This is a genomic window from Mesorhizobium sp. WSM4807, from assembly GCF_055811615.1.
Genome location: NZ_JBVVQY010000013.1, coordinates 33,484 through 49,872 on the forward strand (window position 1 = coordinate 33,484; position 16,389 = coordinate 49,872).

At 59.0% G+C, this 16,389-nt stretch carries 14 protein-coding genes; 8 read left to right on the plus strand and 6 right to left on the minus strand.

The genetic code is table 11. The annotated features are described in order from the left end of the window. Positions 1-205: 205 nt before the first annotated feature. Positions 206-574: a RidA family protein gene (locus AC0L3N_RS18235; protein ID WP_473548916.1), complete on the plus strand. Its 369-nt coding sequence runs from the start codon at positions 206-208 to the stop codon at positions 572-574. Here AC0L3N_RS18235 and AC0L3N_RS18240 read toward each other — a convergent pair. The 6 genes from AC0L3N_RS18240 to AC0L3N_RS18265 all read right to left on the minus strand — a co-directional run bounded on the left by AC0L3N_RS18240 (position 558) and on the right by AC0L3N_RS18265 (position 6,892). After that, on the minus strand, positions 558-1,865 hold the full coding sequence (locus AC0L3N_RS18240) for an NAD(P)/FAD-dependent oxidoreductase (RefSeq protein WP_473548917.1): 1,308 nt from the start codon (positions 1,863-1,865) through the stop codon (positions 558-560). The genes AC0L3N_RS18235 and AC0L3N_RS18240 overlap by 17 nt on opposite strands. Positions 1,866-2,218: 353 nt before the next feature. Continuing rightward, the gene (locus AC0L3N_RS18245) at positions 2,219-2,470 is read right to left on the minus strand and encodes a RidA family protein (RefSeq protein ID WP_473548918.1); all 252 of its coding nucleotides are present in this window, start codon (positions 2,468-2,470) and stop codon (positions 2,219-2,221) included. A 117-nt stretch (positions 2,471-2,587) separates the two neighbouring features. Next, complete coding sequence (locus AC0L3N_RS18250) at positions 2,588-3,859, minus strand: extracellular solute-binding protein (protein ID WP_473548919.1); 1,272 nt, start codon at positions 3,857-3,859, stop codon at positions 2,588-2,590. A 62-nt stretch (positions 3,860-3,921) separates the two neighbouring features. Next, entirely contained in the window at positions 3,922-4,767 is an 846-nt protein-coding gene (locus AC0L3N_RS18255) for a carbohydrate ABC transporter permease (RefSeq protein ID WP_473548920.1), read from the minus strand. Beyond that, the gene (locus AC0L3N_RS18260) at positions 4,764-5,717 is read right to left on the minus strand and encodes a carbohydrate ABC transporter permease (protein WP_473548921.1); all 954 of its coding nucleotides are present in this window, start codon (positions 5,715-5,717) and stop codon (positions 4,764-4,766) included. The genes AC0L3N_RS18255 and AC0L3N_RS18260 overlap by 4 nt, the downstream gene beginning before the upstream one ends. Next, positions 5,714-6,892: an ABC transporter ATP-binding protein gene (locus AC0L3N_RS18265; RefSeq protein WP_473548923.1), complete on the minus strand. Its 1,179-nt coding sequence runs from the start codon at positions 6,890-6,892 to the stop codon at positions 5,714-5,716. The genes AC0L3N_RS18260 and AC0L3N_RS18265 overlap by 4 nt, the downstream gene beginning before the upstream one ends. Positions 6,893-7,057: 165 nt before the next feature. On the opposite strand from AC0L3N_RS18265, the gene AC0L3N_RS18270 reads away from it, so the two are divergent. The 7 genes from AC0L3N_RS18270 (at position 7,058) to AC0L3N_RS18300 (ending at position 16,361) form a co-directional block, all read left to right on the plus strand. After that, the gene (locus AC0L3N_RS18270; protein WP_473548924.1) at positions 7,058-7,969 is read left to right on the plus strand and encodes a LysR family transcriptional regulator; all 912 of its coding nucleotides are present in this window, start codon (positions 7,058-7,060) and stop codon (positions 7,967-7,969) included. Between the two features lie 127 nt (positions 7,970-8,096). Next, on the plus strand, positions 8,097-9,314 hold the full coding sequence (locus AC0L3N_RS18275; RefSeq protein WP_473548925.1) for a pyridoxal phosphate-dependent aminotransferase: 1,218 nt from the start codon (positions 8,097-8,099) through the stop codon (positions 9,312-9,314). Further along, the gene (locus AC0L3N_RS18280) at positions 9,311-10,183 is read left to right on the plus strand and encodes a phosphonopyruvate hydrolase (protein WP_473548926.1); all 873 of its coding nucleotides are present in this window, start codon (positions 9,311-9,313) and stop codon (positions 10,181-10,183) included. Before AC0L3N_RS18275 ends, AC0L3N_RS18280 begins: the two co-directional genes overlap by 4 nt. 578 nt (positions 10,184-10,761) lie before the next feature. Beyond that, positions 10,762-11,040, plus strand: coding sequence for a hypothetical protein (locus AC0L3N_RS18285; protein ID WP_473548927.1), 279 nt, complete (start codon positions 10,762-10,764; stop codon positions 11,038-11,040). Beyond that, complete coding sequence (locus tag AC0L3N_RS18290) at positions 11,033-13,510, plus strand: AAA family ATPase (protein ID WP_473548928.1); 2,478 nt, start codon at positions 11,033-11,035, stop codon at positions 13,508-13,510. Before AC0L3N_RS18285 ends, AC0L3N_RS18290 begins: the two co-directional genes overlap by 8 nt. Before the next feature lie 33 nt (positions 13,511-13,543). Then, entirely contained in the window at positions 13,544-16,261 is a 2,718-nt protein-coding gene (locus AC0L3N_RS18295) for an HD domain-containing protein (protein ID WP_473548929.1), read from the plus strand. Further along, positions 16,227-16,361 (plus strand): DUF3892 domain-containing protein, encoded by a 135-nt coding sequence (locus AC0L3N_RS18300; protein ID WP_473548931.1) that lies wholly within the window; start codon positions 16,227-16,229, stop codon positions 16,359-16,361. The genes AC0L3N_RS18295 and AC0L3N_RS18300 overlap by 35 nt, the downstream gene beginning before the upstream one ends. Positions 16,362-16,389 lie beyond the last annotated feature (28 nt).

Consider the following 16,389-nt stretch of genomic DNA (forward strand, 5'->3'; position numbering starts at 1 on the left):
CTATTTCAAATACATGAATTATATCGCATTTTGAGATATCAGTTGGCTATCTGCGGATTGTTTTCCCAGCAAATCAGTCGCAAAATTCGAACCAAACGATCGCTTTTATCGATAATTGTCATCTACTCGTCTTCAACGGCTCCTAGCGGTCATGCTGTGTCGGTGGATAGACGCTGGGCCGACCTCCCCAAGACGAGAGAACAACATGCAAAATGAACGACAGGACCCGCTCTACTTCGATAGCTGCAAGTTTCTCCACCGCTCGGACGCCGTAATCTACAACAGCGTCGTCTACGTTTCGGGAGTGAAGTCCCCAAACAAAAGCGCATCTGTGGCAGATCAGACCAAGGACGCCCTGGAGGAAATCGACCGCCGCCTAACCGAAGTCGGGACTGACAAATCGCGCCTGCTTTCGGCAACGATCTGGATGCCCGAGCTCATCCGTGACGTCGCCGAGATGAATTCGGTTTGGAACGAGTGGCTCGTGCCCGGTCGGCGCCCGGCGCGCTCCTGCGTTCAATCGGTCCTTCAGGGCAATTCGCTTGTCGAGATTGCCGTCATCGCAGCAATGTGAAAGACACATCCACCTGTTTTGCGGCGACGGTCTCGCGCCAGGAGAATCGTTGCGGCGAGAAAGGCGACTCCTTTCCCAGAGGTTTCTTTTCTTCGATCAGGCGCGTAACGAGCCGCGCTGTTTCCGGTGCGGCTGCGAATCCCGTGTGGCCGTGGCCGAAAGCATGAACGACGTCGGTCGAACGGCGACTGTGGCCAATAGCTGGCTTGCTGTCCGGCAATGACGGTCGCCGTCCCATCCAGGTCGATATCTTTCGCTCCGGCCCTTCTCCCAGCATTGGAAAAGCGTCGACGACGAGTTCACGCAGGACTGAAAAGCGCAAGGGGTTCGCTGGCGCCTCAAGGCCCGAAAAGTCGACCTGGCCCGTGATTTTCGTGCCTGCGCCGACCTTTCTTACCGTTATCTTGCGATCCGTTAGAAGTAGCGGGTGCTGAAGTTCGGGTCCGTTTCCGGGGATGATGATATGATGGCCCCGCTCCGCTTCGAGCGGTATCCGGTCACCTACCAATTCGGCAAGTTTCGAAGACCACGCCCCGGCTGAGATCACTGCCTTGTCACATTCGATCTGACCATGGTCCGTTTTCACCGCATTCAGTCGATCGCGATCGAAGATAAAATCGAGTGCGGTCGCCCGGTGATAACGAACCCCGTTGGCAAACAGGTATTTAGCAACTTCGGCAACGAACAGGCCCGGATCAAAGGCATGTCCGCCCGCCACCAGGACTCCGAACCGATATCCTTCCGGCGTACAGGGTTCAGTTATCCGCAACTCTTGTTCCTCGTGTTCGGTCCACGTCGCGCCCAATTCGCGTCGAAGAGCCCACGGCAGAACTTCCCGCTGGTAGGCTTCTCGATTACGGTACAGGAACAGCAATCCGCTCTCTTCCACGAGATGTGGGGCTCCGATTGTCTTGGCGATCTCGATATGAAGACTGGGACAGCTTCCGACCATGGAGCTCAGCGCCGCCGCAGTGGGACGAACACGACTTTCCGTCGCGCCATTCCAGAGAAACCGCAGCAGCCATGGCGCAAGTTTCGGAAGGCGTCGCTTGTCGATCGTCAAAGGACCTTTCGGGTCGAGGAGGAACTTCGGCACCTTTTTCCATAGTCCCGGCATGGCGCCTGGCAGCACCAGACTTGGGCTGAGCCATCCACCATTCCCAAAACTCGATGCTCGCGCGCTGCCCGGCTCAGCAGGATCAACCAAGGTGACGCGATATCCGGACTGAAAAAGCGAGTACGCAGACATCATGCCAACGACGCCAGCTCCAATCACAGCTACATGAGGCATTGGCTAATCTCAAAACTGCCGCGTTTGTTGCGCGGCTTCTACGTTGTAATTCACGAAAGCGGCACGAGGCTTGTCGTCTGGTGTGAGGAGCATGCCTCGCTCATGAACCAAGGCAGGAGGCCCAAGGGTCGATATGAAACGAAGTCCGCTGCGCGTCGTGCTGCCGTAGAAATAGGCGACGCCAGAACGCAGCAGACCTCCGTGCTGCATCGATCGAAAGGTGCGCTTCGCGGCGGTCAATGCGAAGTCTAATTGCGACGCATCAAAACGATCGAGATTTCAACAGCCGTTTGTCCCGCCAATACCGCACCGACGCATTCACGCTGCGGCCAGTTGCTATTGTCATCGCTCACTCACTCAATCCATATCTCGTCGAACTCGTCCTTTCGAGACATGTCTGCCAGATAGACAGTCGCGGAAAAGAATGCAGCTCTTTGCGCTGCCGAGTGCGGAAGCTGCTCCTCAAGGCGAGAGAGCATATCTGTAGCTTGAAAAGGCAGGTCAGCCTTTCGGTCGTGTGCCACCGTCGCCATGAAAACGAAAGAACCGAAGGCCGATCCGGCAGAACGGCCCAATGCCTTGCCTGGAAGACGATAAACCTCCATGTCGAAGCTCCAAATCCTATCGGTGATTTGCAGACGCCGACCACCGATAGGTCGTTGAGTAAGGGCGGCGCCGAAACAAGCTTCAAGCCACGGCCCCACTTGGTGAGTGGCGCCGATTTACGCCTTGGGAAGAAGCACCCTGATCTCTTGAGACATCGACTTCAACATGGCATCCGGAGACGCTTTCAAGGTCGCCACCTGACCAAGCCGTTCGATCATGAGCTCGTTGATCTTCACTGCGTTTTCACCGGGATAGCTGTACCATCCCGTGAGTTGCTTGGCTCGAGCCAGGCCCCCGGAATGGTTTTTGTGTTCTCTGTAAAAACCGCCCAGATACTTGTCGTCCCGAACCGCATCAGGGTCGAGCGGGATGGCGCCGGTCGCTTTCACCACCAGAGTCTGAATCTCCGGGCTCGTCATAAACTGGAGGAACTGCCAGGCAGCGGCCTGACGATCTGGGTCCTTTGTGAAGACTACGCCCGTCCGGCCGCCGGCCGGCAACAGACCGTTCGGCGATGTCAAGGGCCAAGCAATGGTGGCAATCTCAAAATTTCCAGCGGCTTGATTTTCCAGCTTGGACAGGACGTTGTTGGAGGTGGCGTAGATACCGACCGTCCCGGCGCCGAATCCTTGAAATGCCTGGTTGTCACTCATGCTGATCATTCCAGCTTCGCCGAATCCTTTCAGAACCTCCATGGCCTTCATGCCGGCCGGTCCCTCGAATGCGACGTCGCGTCCGTCCGGTGTCGCCATCTGCCCACCGCCAGCGGTGATCAGAGCCTGGAATGTCCAGGCGGCGCCCAGGTCGAAGAAGCCCCCGACTATACCATTTCCAAGCGCGGAGATGCGCTTGGCGAGAGCAATGATCCCCGGCCAGTCGGTCGGAAGCGCCCTCGGATCCGCACCCGCCTTCTCGGCCAACGCAAGGTTGACCATGCATACGGGAACGGAAACCTGAAACGGAACGCCATAGAGGCGGCCGTCGACCTGGCCGATGCGGCCGACCGTCGAGTGCGCTTGCATCTGCGACCATGCGCTGTCTGTCGCTGCCACCTTGTCCAGCGGCTGAGCTAGATTCTGGCTTGCCAATCGCTGGACATAGTTGTTCGCGCTGAACGAGATGTCTGGCAATCCACCCGTAATCGCATTCAGCAAGGTCTGCTTGATCAACTCGCCACCGGATGCCGGCGTTGGCTTCTGGAAAGTTACCGATACCGCAGCATGCTTTGCGTACAGGTCAGCGGCCTGAGCCATCAGTGCATCGAATGCGGTTGTGGCATAGTTCGCTGTCAATTTCGTTCGCGTTTGAGCGAGTAGAGAGGTGGACGACAGGACGACAGGCGCTGCGAGAAGAGACTTCACCAGACTGCGGCGGCTAACTTCGATCATGGCTTAACCTATGGTTTGGAGGGATGGAAAATTGGTTGGGGTTGTTTCATTCGATGCGGGAGTTACTTGACAGCTCCTCCGGTCAGGCCATCGACGAACCATCGTTGGGCGGAGAGGAAAGCAATGATGAGGGGTGCAACGACGATGGTGGATGCTGCCATGAGGGGGCCGTAGTCGTTGCCCGCTTCCTCGTTTTTGAACGCCATGATGCCAAGTGGCGGCGGCATGAGGGATTGGTCGCGCACGGCGATGAGGGGCCAGAACAGGCTGTTCCAGTGGCTGACGACGGAGAAGATGGCAAAGGCGATGATGGCAGGCATCGCCATGGGCACCATGATCTTCCAGACGATGGCCAGTTCCGAGAGGCCATCGAGCCGGGCGGCATGGATGACGTCGTCGGGGATGGTCTTGAAGAACTGCCTGAACAGGAAGATGCCGAACGGCGAGACGACATAGGGGAAGATCAGCGCTGCGTAGGTGTTGAGGATGCCGATCTGGTAGCCGAGTATGAACAGCGGTAGCGAGAGTACCTCGCTCGGAAGGATGAGGGCGATAACTACGAGTGTGAACAGCAGGTTCCGGCCGGGAAAATCGAGCTTGGCGAGCGCGTAAGCCGCTGGCGCGCAGATGAGGATCTGCAGGCCCACGATGGCCGCGCAGACGATGACACCGTTCAGCATGTATTGCGGCAGGGGCGCTTCGGTTAGCGCGCGGGTATAGTTCACGATGCCGTAGAACTGCTGGGGCCAGAAGGAGAAGGATGCGCGAAAGATCTCGCCCGGCGGCTTGATCGAAAGTGAGACCATCCAGACGAAGGGGATGAGGATCAGTGCGCCGGTGATCAGCAGCACGGAATGGCGCAGGACCGCGGAGGTTGCGGAGAGCCCCTCGGAGTGAGGCGTGCTCATTGGTAATGTACCTTTTTGTCCATCACGCGGGCCTGGATCAGCGTCAACGCGACGACGATGAAGAGAAAGACGACGGCGACGGAGGCACCGTAACCGGTGCGCAGATACTGGAAGCTCTCGCGATAGAGCGTGTAGAGCAGCATCTCGGAGGCATGGCCGGGTCCGCCCTGGGTTAGGACCTGCACAGTGTCGAAGGTCTCGAAGGCCTTGAACGCCACGACGATGAAGACGAACATGGTGACCGGGCCGAGCATTGGCAGGGTGACCGTGCGCAACCGGTCAAGCCAGAGATCGGCTCCGTCGATGTCGGCGGCGTCATAGAGATCTTGCGGGATCGACTTCAACCCGGCGAGGAACAGCACCATCGCGTAACCCAAGTTCTGCCAGATACCGATCACGGCCAGCGCCGGCAGCACGGTGTTCTCATCGCGCAGCCAGTTTGCGGTCGGCAGCCCAAGACCGGCAAGCGTCTGGTTGACGAGGCCGATGGTGGGATGGAGTAGTGCCTCCCAGGCGATCGCCATGGCGGTCAGCGTCGCCATGAAGGGCAGGAAGTGGATAGCGCGATAGAAGGCTCGGCAAGACTTGCCGCTTTCGATCAGGAGCGCGATCGCAAGCCCGAGGACGATGGTGCCGGGCACGACGATCGTGACATAAAGGATGGTGTTGACGAGCGAGGCACGAAAGCCCTCGTCGGCGAAGACTTCCTTAAAGTTGGCAAAGCCAACGAAGGACAGCGCACTGGCGCCGAACTGCCAGTCGGTCAGCGCGATGGCAAAGATGGCAAAGACCGGCAAAAAGAACAGGGTTACGAGCAGGACCAGCGCCGGTCCGGCCAAGGACCAGGCGACAAGCGTCTCGGTGAAGCGATAGTTGCGCAGCGTGTCGCAGGTGACAGCGCTATTGGACAGGCTGGTCTCTTCAGTTGTTGAGCGGGAGGCAAGGGTCATGATGCATGTTCCCGCATAGGCAGCACATTGGCATACCGATGGATGTCCGGCCGCAGGCGCTTGCCATCATCGGCAAACAGCAGCACGCGTTCCGGTTTGACGCCGAGATGCAAGGTCTGGCCCGAAACGATCTGAGGCGCGCGTTCGGCCAGCAGACGGGCAACAACCGGATGATGATCATGGCCAGGCACGTCGAGATGGACGAAAAGATCGGAGCCCATATGCTCGACCAATCTGACCGAACCGGTGACGACGTCCACCCCGCCAGTCTCGACCAAGTAGAATGCCTCCGGCCGAACTCCCAGGGCGAGCGGCGTCCCGGAGGGGGCGGCGACGTCAAGTGTAAAACTGGTGCCGGCGGCGTCGGCCAAACCGTCGGCGCGCAGCCGAGCGTCCAGGATGTTGATCTTCGGCGAGCCGATGAACTCGGCCACGCGCCGGTCGTCGGGATCGGCGTATATCTCCTGCGGCGGCGCCACTTGCAAAAGCTCGCCGTCCAGCATCACCGCCACCCTGTCGGACATGGTCATGGCCTCGGACTGGTCGTGAGTGACATAGACGAAGGTGACGCCGAGTCGCTTGTGCAACTCCTTGATCTCGGCGCGCATCTGCACTCTGAGCTTGGCGTCGAGGTTCGACAGCGGTTCGTCCATTAGGAAGACGGCCGGCTGACGCACCATGGCGCGGCCCACCGCAACGCGCTGGCGTTGACCACCGGACAATTGCCCGGGCTTTCTTGCGAGCAGATGGCCGATGCCGAGCGCCTTGGCGGTGCGTATTACGTCCTTGTCGATCTCCTCGGTCATCGCATGCGTGCCGGGCAGCAGGCGGCCGACGAGCGGCAGGCGCTGCCAGGACGAAAGGCGTCGCATCCTCAGAGGCAGCGCCATGTTCTGAGCGACCGTCATATGCGGATAGAGCGCATAGGACTGGAACACCATCGCAACATCGCGCTTCTTTGGTCGTATCCCGTCGACCACGCGATCACCAATCGACAGCGATCCACCCGTCTGCACCTCCAGACCCGCGAGTATCCGCAGCAGGGTCGACTTCCCGCAGCCCGACGGGCCCAGCAGCGTCAGAAACTCACCATTAGCAATATTGAGCGAGACTCCGCGCAAAACGGGCGTCGCACCGAATGTCTTTTCTACTTTTTCAATGGTTATAGCCGACATCGGTTACCCTCGTTCCGTCGGCAATGTGAAAAAGCATCGCCTTGATGGGTTTAACTCCGAGGCTGACGATCGAATGGCTTTGTTACATGGTTGTGACAGTCATCGAATATTGCGATGTCAGCTAGACGATTCTGGATAGTATCGATCCGGTTCATGGAGACGAATTTGACCGAGGAAAAAGATCTATCACTCAATGCCGTGCGCGCCTTCGTGCAGGTCGCACGAGACAGCAGTGTCACGCGCGCATCAAAGACGCTCGGCATCACCCAAAGTTCAGTCAGCCGCCATCTTGCCGTGCTGGAGGGATATTTCGGCGCGAAGCTGATCGAGCGGCGCGGCCGTCAGAGCCAATTGACGGACTTCGGGCGGCTGTTCGCTGATGCCGTCGGCGAGCCGCTCGATACGATCCTGTTCACCGCAAAGCGGATGCGCCGCAACGACCGGACTGGTGTCAATCGCCTAGTCGTGCGCACATCGCTATCGACCTTTGCCTATACGCTGCTCATCCCCAATCTGCGCGAATTTTCGAATGAAATGGGCGGCGTCACGGTCGATGTCATTAGCACCCTGTCGGCTCCCGCCTCAACCGACAGCTTCGACGTGCTTCTGACCCGGGACCTGACACTCACCGAACCAGGAGATCGCTGGGATTTCTACGACGAGCAGCTCGTTTGCGTTGGTGCGCCAGACTGCATCGCCGGCCGCGGCTTAGAGGCGCTGCGCACCACACCGGTGATTACCGTCACCTCGCGGCCGGACATCCTGCCGACCTGGCTTCGCAGCATGGATTTGAAGACGTCGGACATCATCTCGGGGGAACGCTACGACCATCATTATCTGGCCTTGCCAGCAGTCACGACCGGCCAGACCTTGCTAGTGACGCCGCATATCATCGTCGCGGACCTGATCAGGCAACGCCTCCTGGAAGTGTTTCCCGGCTCACGCGCACCAAGTGGCATGCAATACCGGGCCTATGCTGTCGATCGCAGCAACAATACGGATCTCGCCCGCGCCTTCTGCCGTTGGCTTATAAAGCTCTGCCGGAAAAAGACCGAGGAGGAGAGCACCGGGAGATAGGTGCTGGCCCCAATAATGCATCGCAGAACGCGATCATTTTGGCCGCTTTCCCCGATGCCAAAACTGGCGAGCGACGGACGCCTCATATACCTCTGGCACAAACTTCCCCTGCCTTGAGGAAAGTCCATTGCCCTTGCTCGCCAAAAGACTGCAGGCCGTCCGTCCCTCCCAAACAAAAGCGATGACTGACAAGGCGACCGCCTTGCGCGAACAAGGTGTCGATATCGTCACGCTAAGCCAGGGTGAACCGGATTTCGATACGCCCGAGGCTGTCCAGAAAGCCGGCGTCGCCGCCATCATTGAGGGAAAGTCGCGCTATACGGCGGTCGCTGGCGTCAAGCCGCTACGCGAGGCAATCCGGGAGAAACTCTCACGCGACAACGGCCTTGACTATGACATAGACCAGATCACCGTCGGCTGTGGCGCCAAGCAGGTGGTCTTTAACGCGCTCTTCGCCACCTTGGACGCGGGGGACGAAGTCATCATCCCTACGCCCTGCTGGGTCTCCTACCCTGACATGGTGCGGCTCGCCGGCGGCGAGCCGGTGCTGGTCCCTTGCCTCGAGCGGTTGGGCTTCAAGCTGAAGCCGGAAGACCTGGAGGCGGCAATCACGCCGCGCGCCAAATGGCTGATGCTGAATTCGCCTAACAATCCAACGGGCACTGTCTATTCCGAGGCCGATCTGGCTGGCCTGGCCGAAGTCCTGCGTCGGCATCCACACGTCTACATCCTGTCGGACGATATCTACGAGAAGCTAGTCTACGGAGCAGCGCGGTTCGCGACAATGGCGCGCGCCGCCCCCGACCTTTTCAACCGCACGGTCACGATCAATGGTGTATCGAAAACCAATGCAATGACGGGTTGGCGCGTCGGGTATGGCGCCGGGCCAATCGAGCTTATCAAGGCCATCAATGTCATTCAGGGTCAGACCACGTCGCACACCAGCTCGATCTCCCAATATGCGGCTATCGAAGCGATTGCCGGTGACCAGGGGTACGTTCCCGAGTTCAAGGCTGAGCTCGAGAAGCGCCGCAACCTGGTCGTCGAAAGGCTCAATACCGCGCGGGGATTGAGCTGCACCGTCCCTGACGGGGCCTTCTACGTATTCGCCAACTGCGTCGGTGTCCTCGGTCAGAAAACGGAAGCGGGCAGAGTGATCGCGACCGATACAGACTTCGCTATGTATCTGCTCGAAGAAGCGGGTGTTGCGGTCGTTCCGGGCTCAGGCTTCTTGGCCTCCCCGTACATCCGCATTTCCTATGCCTCCTCGATCAATGACCTCATCGAAGCGTGCGACCGCATCACCGCGGCTTGCACCAAACTTTCTCGGGACAAAGCAGCATGAGCCAGGGCACGCTTCTCAAGAACACCATTTCGAAGAACGGCCTCGCTCATGTGATGGCTGCACATAGTCCGTTGTCGGCCCGTCTTGTCGAGGAAGCCGGGTTCGACGGCATTTGGGCGTCGGGCTTTGAGCTGTCCGCTTTGTATGGCCTCCCCGATGTCAGCCTCGTCTCGATGAGAGAGCACCTCGAGATGGTGCGCGCAATGGCCGAGCAGTCGTCGCTGCCAATCATCGCCGATATCGACACAGGGTTCGGAAATGCGATCAACGTGATTCACGCGGTGAAGCAGTACGAACAAGCCGGCGCGGCCGCTGTCGTTATCGAGGACAAGACCTTTCCCAAAGTGACGAGCCTGTTGGCGGATGGCCGGCAGGAGCTGCTTCGGGTCGAGGAATTCCAGGGCAAGATCCGCGCAGCGATCGCGACGCGCACCGATCAGAACTTCCTCATCATTGCGCGAACAGAGGCTTTGATCGCCGGTCTCGGCGAGAAGGACGTTCTCGATCGAGCCGCTGCATACGAAGCTGCTGGCGCCGACCTCATCGTCGTCCACTCCAAGCAGAAGACGCCGGACGAGGTGGAGAGCTTTGTTCGTGCGTGGAATGGCAAAGCCGGCATTGTAGTAATTCCGACCGCCTATCCCGAGATGAACGAGGCCCGGATCAAGGATTTGGGAAAAATCTCGGTCGTCATCTACGGCAACCACGCGGTCCGCGCTTCGGTGACGGCCATGAAGGATGTTTTCGCGCGGATACTTAAAGATCGAGGCATTCACAACGTCGACAAGGACATCGTCTCAGTCGAGGAAATTTTCCGTCTCCAGAAGATGGACCAGGTGAAAGCCAATGAAAAGGAGTTCCTTGCGTGAATGAAGCCTGCTGGCCCGCTCATCCCGCCCTTCTATCGTCCGTCGTCGCGAGTGGACCGCCCGCTCATTTGTATAGCAATGAAAGGACAGACCCACCCCGATGACAGGGCTGCCGAACTCTGAACCTAGATATGCGATCTATTTCACGCCACGCCCAATATGCGCTTCGGCGTGTGGTCCCTTCGTGATCGGCGATGGGGCCTCGTCATTGCAACTCAACGAATTCAACGGGCTGGAGGGGTCTCGATAACGCCGATGGTTTATTCTTCGATCAGCATTCACATTGAACGGTGGTGAAGCAGCGCACGCAAATGGAGTGACCCATTCAAGAAAAAATTTGGTCACCGGTAACTCGCCATAGCGAAAACCCGCCGGCGTGAGCGCCAGCGGGAGCCGGGTCAGGTTGCGATCAGGGATTGTGCGTCTTGGAGCCGCAGTGGTGTGTCCCTGATCTCCGCCGCATCGGGCCGTTGAGGGGGCGTCCCCGCAGCAGGGGTCGATCGAGATCATGGATCGGCCGCAGGGGAAGGCTTTCCCCACAAAAGGGCTCGTAGTTTCAAGGAAAGCGCCATTCTCTTGTGGGCGATCTCCTTGTACTGTCAAAGACTAATAAAGTGGGGGGTAAGGGTGTGGAAGGTGAAGCAGGACCGGCAGATACGCCGGACGCATTTCTTAAGGCCTTGGGAGAAAGCCTTAAGGGAAAGGACGGTGTCGATGCCGGCCTGGCGGACATCCTGAAGATGCACATTCTGAAGGCGGCGCCCGCGCAGAACGCCGTCGCTCAGGCCAACGATGCCATCCTGAAACTCGCAGGCGAACGTGCCAATCCTCCTAAGCCGGAGGTGGCCAATGGCTAATCCTTACTTCCTCCGGTCCTTGGGCCTTTCCGGGTTCCGCGCGTATCTCCAACCGAAGTCGTTCGATTTCAGCAAGAAGCGCTGCTTGGCGATCTTCGCGCCGAACGGCAGTGGCAAATCCAGCGTCATCGATGCGCTGGAATTCATGTTCTCCAAGGACGGAACGCTCGAAAGGCTCGGGCAGCGCGCCGTTAACAACCAGGCTGGCCCCGTGGCGCTGGCGCACAATCTGGCTGAGGAGGCGAAGCTTGCTTCGACGGTTACGATCGGCGTGGTCTCGGGCAAGGATGCCACCAACGGCAGCCGACCGGCGACAGGGGCGAAGCGACTGATACCGGCGGTGGCCACAACTGTGAACGCCTGCTTCGCGGTGCCGCCGATCATCCGCGGGCATGCGCTGCGCACGTTCGTCGAAATCCATACGCCTGAACAGCGCTACGCGGATGTCGCCAATTGGCTGCAGCTCGGCCCGCTGGTTGAGGTGCAGAAGAATATTCGCTCACTGCGCACGCAGGTGAAGGCCGCCGCCGAGGACGAGACGGCGCTGCAGCGCGTAGACACCCAGCTTGCCAAGGAGATGGCCCAGGCGGTGAAAACCTGGGATGGGGCGGCGGTGCTTTCCCACGCCAACACGTCGGTCCTGGCACCACTTGATCCGGCGCTGGTGTTGGCGGCGCTGGCCGCCGGCGATCTGGCCTATCTCGAACTGGAATCGCGCGCCAAGGCTGAGGAGAACAAGATCGGGCTTGCGGGCCTGCGCCAGATCCGTAATGCGGCTGCCGCTTTGCGGGCGGCGGCGACGGACACGGAGAGCGGCGAGACTGTCGTCAGCGGTGCGATTCCGACCTTTGACGCAGCGGTCGCGGCGCTGTCGGCGGCGGAGAGTAAAGAAACGGAAGAACGCGGCAAAGCGGCGAGCACTGTGTTTCAGGCTTTGTGGAAAGCCGCAGAGCCGCTTTTTGCCGAAGGGGTAGCGGCACCTGACATTTGCCCCGTCTGCACGACACCTGTCGCGGACACGGCGGCGGGTAGCGCTGAGATGATCCGGGAACACATCGCCAAGAACCTCGAGGAGTTGGCGGACCACGCCGCCGCTAAGAAGGCGCTCGACAAGGCCTGGACTGCGGCGACCAAGGCCCATACTCAGTTAGTGGCGGCGCTGCCGGGGCTGATTGGCTTCCTCGGCGATGGCGAGGCGGCATTGAAAGCCGATCTTGTCCTCTATCAAGCGGGCATTGCCGGCTGGCCTCAGACGGCCGTTCCGGCCTCGGCCAATATTGTTGCGGCAATCGCCAAGCTGCTCGCCACGCTCGATCAGGCCATCGCAGACATCGAATCGAAGCAAGGCGACCACACCTATATCAAGGCTAAGGCGAAGATCGATCGACTGCTGGAGCTACAGACCGAGCGGAACCTTGCGCTGCGGACGCGAGATGAGCTGGGGAACCTCTCCAACGCCTTGACGGCGCAGGCGACAATAATCTCGGCCGAGATCCGCAAGAAGGTGCAGGCCCTGCTCGACAGGATTCAGACGCCGATGAACGATATCTACAAGCTCATCCAGGGCGCTGGCGCCACGCCAATCCGGCTGGAGCTGCCGGCGGAAGACGACGCGAACCAGCAGCGGCTCAACCTTCTGATCGATTTCGCCAAGAACCGCACGGGCGTGCAGCCGGCTGGCTATTTGAGCGACTCCCAGATCCATTCGGTGGCGCTGGCGCTGCGCATGGCGGCGATCAAGCAATTTAATGCAGGCGCGCCCATCATCGCGCTCGACGACATCGTGACCTCATACGATGCGGATCATAGGCGCACCATTGCCGGGCTCATCGCCACCATGTTCGGCGACTGCCAGATCCTGATCACCACTCACGACGAACGGTTCTTCAATTATTTGAAGGATCAGCTTGAAGCGAAGGCGTGGCACTTCACCCGGATCATTGGTCTCGACCCGGCCTACGGGCCGCGTTTTGCCGACCACAAGGTCAGCGACGAAATGATCGAGGCTCGTTGGGCGGAGGGCCAGTCGGCGGCCAACGAGATGCGCCAGGCCGAGGAGGAATGGCTTCTCGGTATCTGTCGGGATTTCGGGGTCAGCGTCCGCATCCGAGCGTTGGAGAAGGCCTATTCCTACGAACGCAGCGAGTTGGCCTCGGCGCTCGCCGGTCTGCTCAAGGATGCCAAGCTGGCGCCGGCGCTGGTGCCGGGCGTCAACAATCGGTTCCTCGACAGTTTGGTGAAAGGCGAGATCGAGAATTTCGGCAGCCACTTCCAGGACGGGCCTTATGGCGGCGGTTCGATCGGCGACGAGAAGACGCGCTGGGAGGAATTCAAGACCTTCCGCAGTCAGTTCGCTTGCAAGAAATGCAGCCGGACGAAATTCCAGCGGCCCTTCACTCTGAAAAAGCCAGTCTGCGCGCATGACGGCTGCGAGGCTCAGTTCGAGTTCGCGGCGGCACCGGCGCAATGAGAGCAGTAAACCCTATTTTTGGTCGAGGATTGTATGACAGTCAGTGGGCCGGATTTCCGTCAAACATGGCTTTGGCGACAGGCATTTCAAACGCCACGCTCGGATAGCACAACTGAAGAGCAAGAATTTTTCAGGACGCAATATCTCTCAATTCGAGAGCGCGCGGCCCAGCTCGTTTCCCGGATTGCAGTCGATTTACCAGGGATGACGGTACACGACATCAGTCATTTGGATGCTCTATGGGACACAGCTTCTTCGGTTGCCGAGGGTGCCGTCAACGTCAATCCGGCCGAGGCGTTCGTTCTTGGCGCGAGCATTCTTCTGCACGATGCAGCCATGAGCCTCGCGGCATACCCCGGTGGCCTAGCAGAAGTTAGGACGACCATTGCATGGAAGGACGCCGTTGCTCGCCTCGCCTTAGCCTCCGAAGAGAGCGGTGGTGAGAGCTTTGATATCGAGAACCCGCCGAGCGAGATCGTGCAACGGATCGTACCGGATGTCCTTCGCCGTCTGCACGCGGAGCGAGCCGAGGAACTTGCCGAGCAGGCTTGGCGCGCCGCAGACGGGTCACAGGTGTACCTCATTGAGGACTCCGAGCTACGTCGCTTCTATGGGCCGACAATCGGCCAGATTGCTCACAGTCATTGGTGGTCGGTGCAGAAGGTTGAGCAGGAACTCTCGGAAGATTTGGGGGCTCTTGCCAATCGGACGCTCAATCGCGTCGATCGCGTAAAGCTCGCCTGTCTGTTGCGGGTTGCCGATGCCCTGCACCTCGACAGCCGTCGTGCTCCCAGGTTCCATCGTGCAATCACAAATCCAGCCGGCATCTCGGCCCTGCATTGGACATTTCAAGAGCGGCTAGCCCGACCGCATATTGAACTCGATGCAGTGGTATTCACGACCGGTCAGCCTTTCGGCAGGGAGGATGCTGAGGCTTGGTGGTTGGCATACGACACATTAAATTCCGTCGATCGCGAGCTTCACGACGTTGATTTGCTCCTACAAGGCCGCGGTAAGGAGGTCCTCAAGGCGAGACGTGTTAAGGGAGCGGGGTCGCCCGAAATTCTTGCCCGTTCAGTTCAGACCAGGGGTTGGCGCCCCGTCGATGCTCGCCTTCAGGTATCGGACGTTCCGCGTATCGTGGAAAATCTCGGTGGTTCGAAGCTCTATGGCAACGACCCGACCGTAGCTCTTCGCGAACTTATCCAGAACGCAGCCGACGCGGTCCAGGCCCGGCGAAAATATCAAAAGCGCGCCGCGGACTGGGGCCTCATCACGGTCGGCTTGCTCTCAGAGGGCGACAAGATTTGGCTGGTCGTCGAGGACAATGGCATCGGTATGTCCGAACAGGTGCTCACCGGGCCACTTCTCGATTTTGGAACATCGTTCTGGCGGTCGCCCCAAGCAATGGAGGAGTTTCCTGGGCTCATGGCCGCAGGCATGCATGCCATCGGCCGGTTTGGAATTGGATTCTTCTCGGTTTTCATGCTCGGACCGGTCGTTCGTGTCTACTCGCGACGTTGCGACAAGGGACAAGATACGGGCCGCCTCCTCGAATTCCGTGGCGGAACGAGCGCCCGGCCTATTCTTTCTCCTGCACCCGGTGCGCCTGTGCCGATTGATGGAGGCACGCGTATAGAGGTTTTGTTGAAAGGCCACCCACATGAGGCAGGTGGACTCCTTCATATAAATTCTTATTCAAAACGAACGATGCCTTTAGCAACGCTGGTAGGCGCAGTTGCGCCCAACCTCGACGTGGCGACCGAGATCCTGGTGAAGGAAGGCACGGAACAGGTGGCGCGGCCAGGTGACTGGCTAAGAATTAGCGATCTGGATCTGGTGCGCCGTCTGAACCCGACTGCTGATCGCTCCGACGCTGACTCTCCAAAAGCAGACCGAGCCCACATGCAAACCATCGAAGATGAAGACGGTCGAATTTTCGGGCGCGCTTTCATTTCGCCGTCGCGTTACTCGTTTTCGGCAGACGGTGGTTGGGTGACTATTTCCGGACTGCGCGCGGGTCGGCTCCACAACGTAGAGGGCATTTTACTTGGAGAGGCAGTGACTGCTGCCCGAGACGCGGCTCAACCGCTTGCCGCAAGGGACGCGCTAGCGCGCTGGGCATCCAAGCAAGCCGAATTGATTGCGGCATCCGTCAAGGATGAAGAGCGCCAAGCGCGCTCTGCGGAGGTGGTCCTTGAATGTGGAGGAGAAATTGGAGGCCTTAAGTTCGTAAAATGGGGAACTGATTGGTTGGGTACGGACGAGTTTCAAGAACGGCTCCGATCAACCAAAGAAATAGCTGTGAGCTTTGATGGTGAGTTCGACTACGATGAGGATAAGGACGATGTTCATCCGAAAGAGTTTCGCGAGGATTTCCAAGGCTCTGAAGACATAGTCGTTGTTCTAAGGCACGATGGCGGGATTTTGAGAGCCGGAAATAGTAGCTGGCCAAAGTCTGTTACGGGCCAGCCTAAATGGAGTGACTCCAATGTAGCTGAGTACACCAGGAATCTGATCCGGCAGGCGTGGGGGGAGACCATCCAGGAGGATGAAGAAGAGCGCATCGTCGGCAGGGTCCGGTTTTCCGAGATTACTCGCGGAGTGACGGTCTTTCGGATTGCAGATGCCAAGACTAATGGCGATACTCCCTCCCGAAATACCATGTCCGCGTGCTCGCTCGCGCTCGAAAGGAGCATACTATGGCCGACATCAGGTGACTTGCATCAACAAGCTCAACCGACAAAATAGTCATGAAAGCATAACGCATCTCGGCAATTCGACCGGAAAGTGGACAAGAGCCCAGGTAATCGACTGGATCGATCGAAGTGTTCACACATTCTTCACCTAAGTCGGCGGAAAGCGAGCCAACGTAGCGG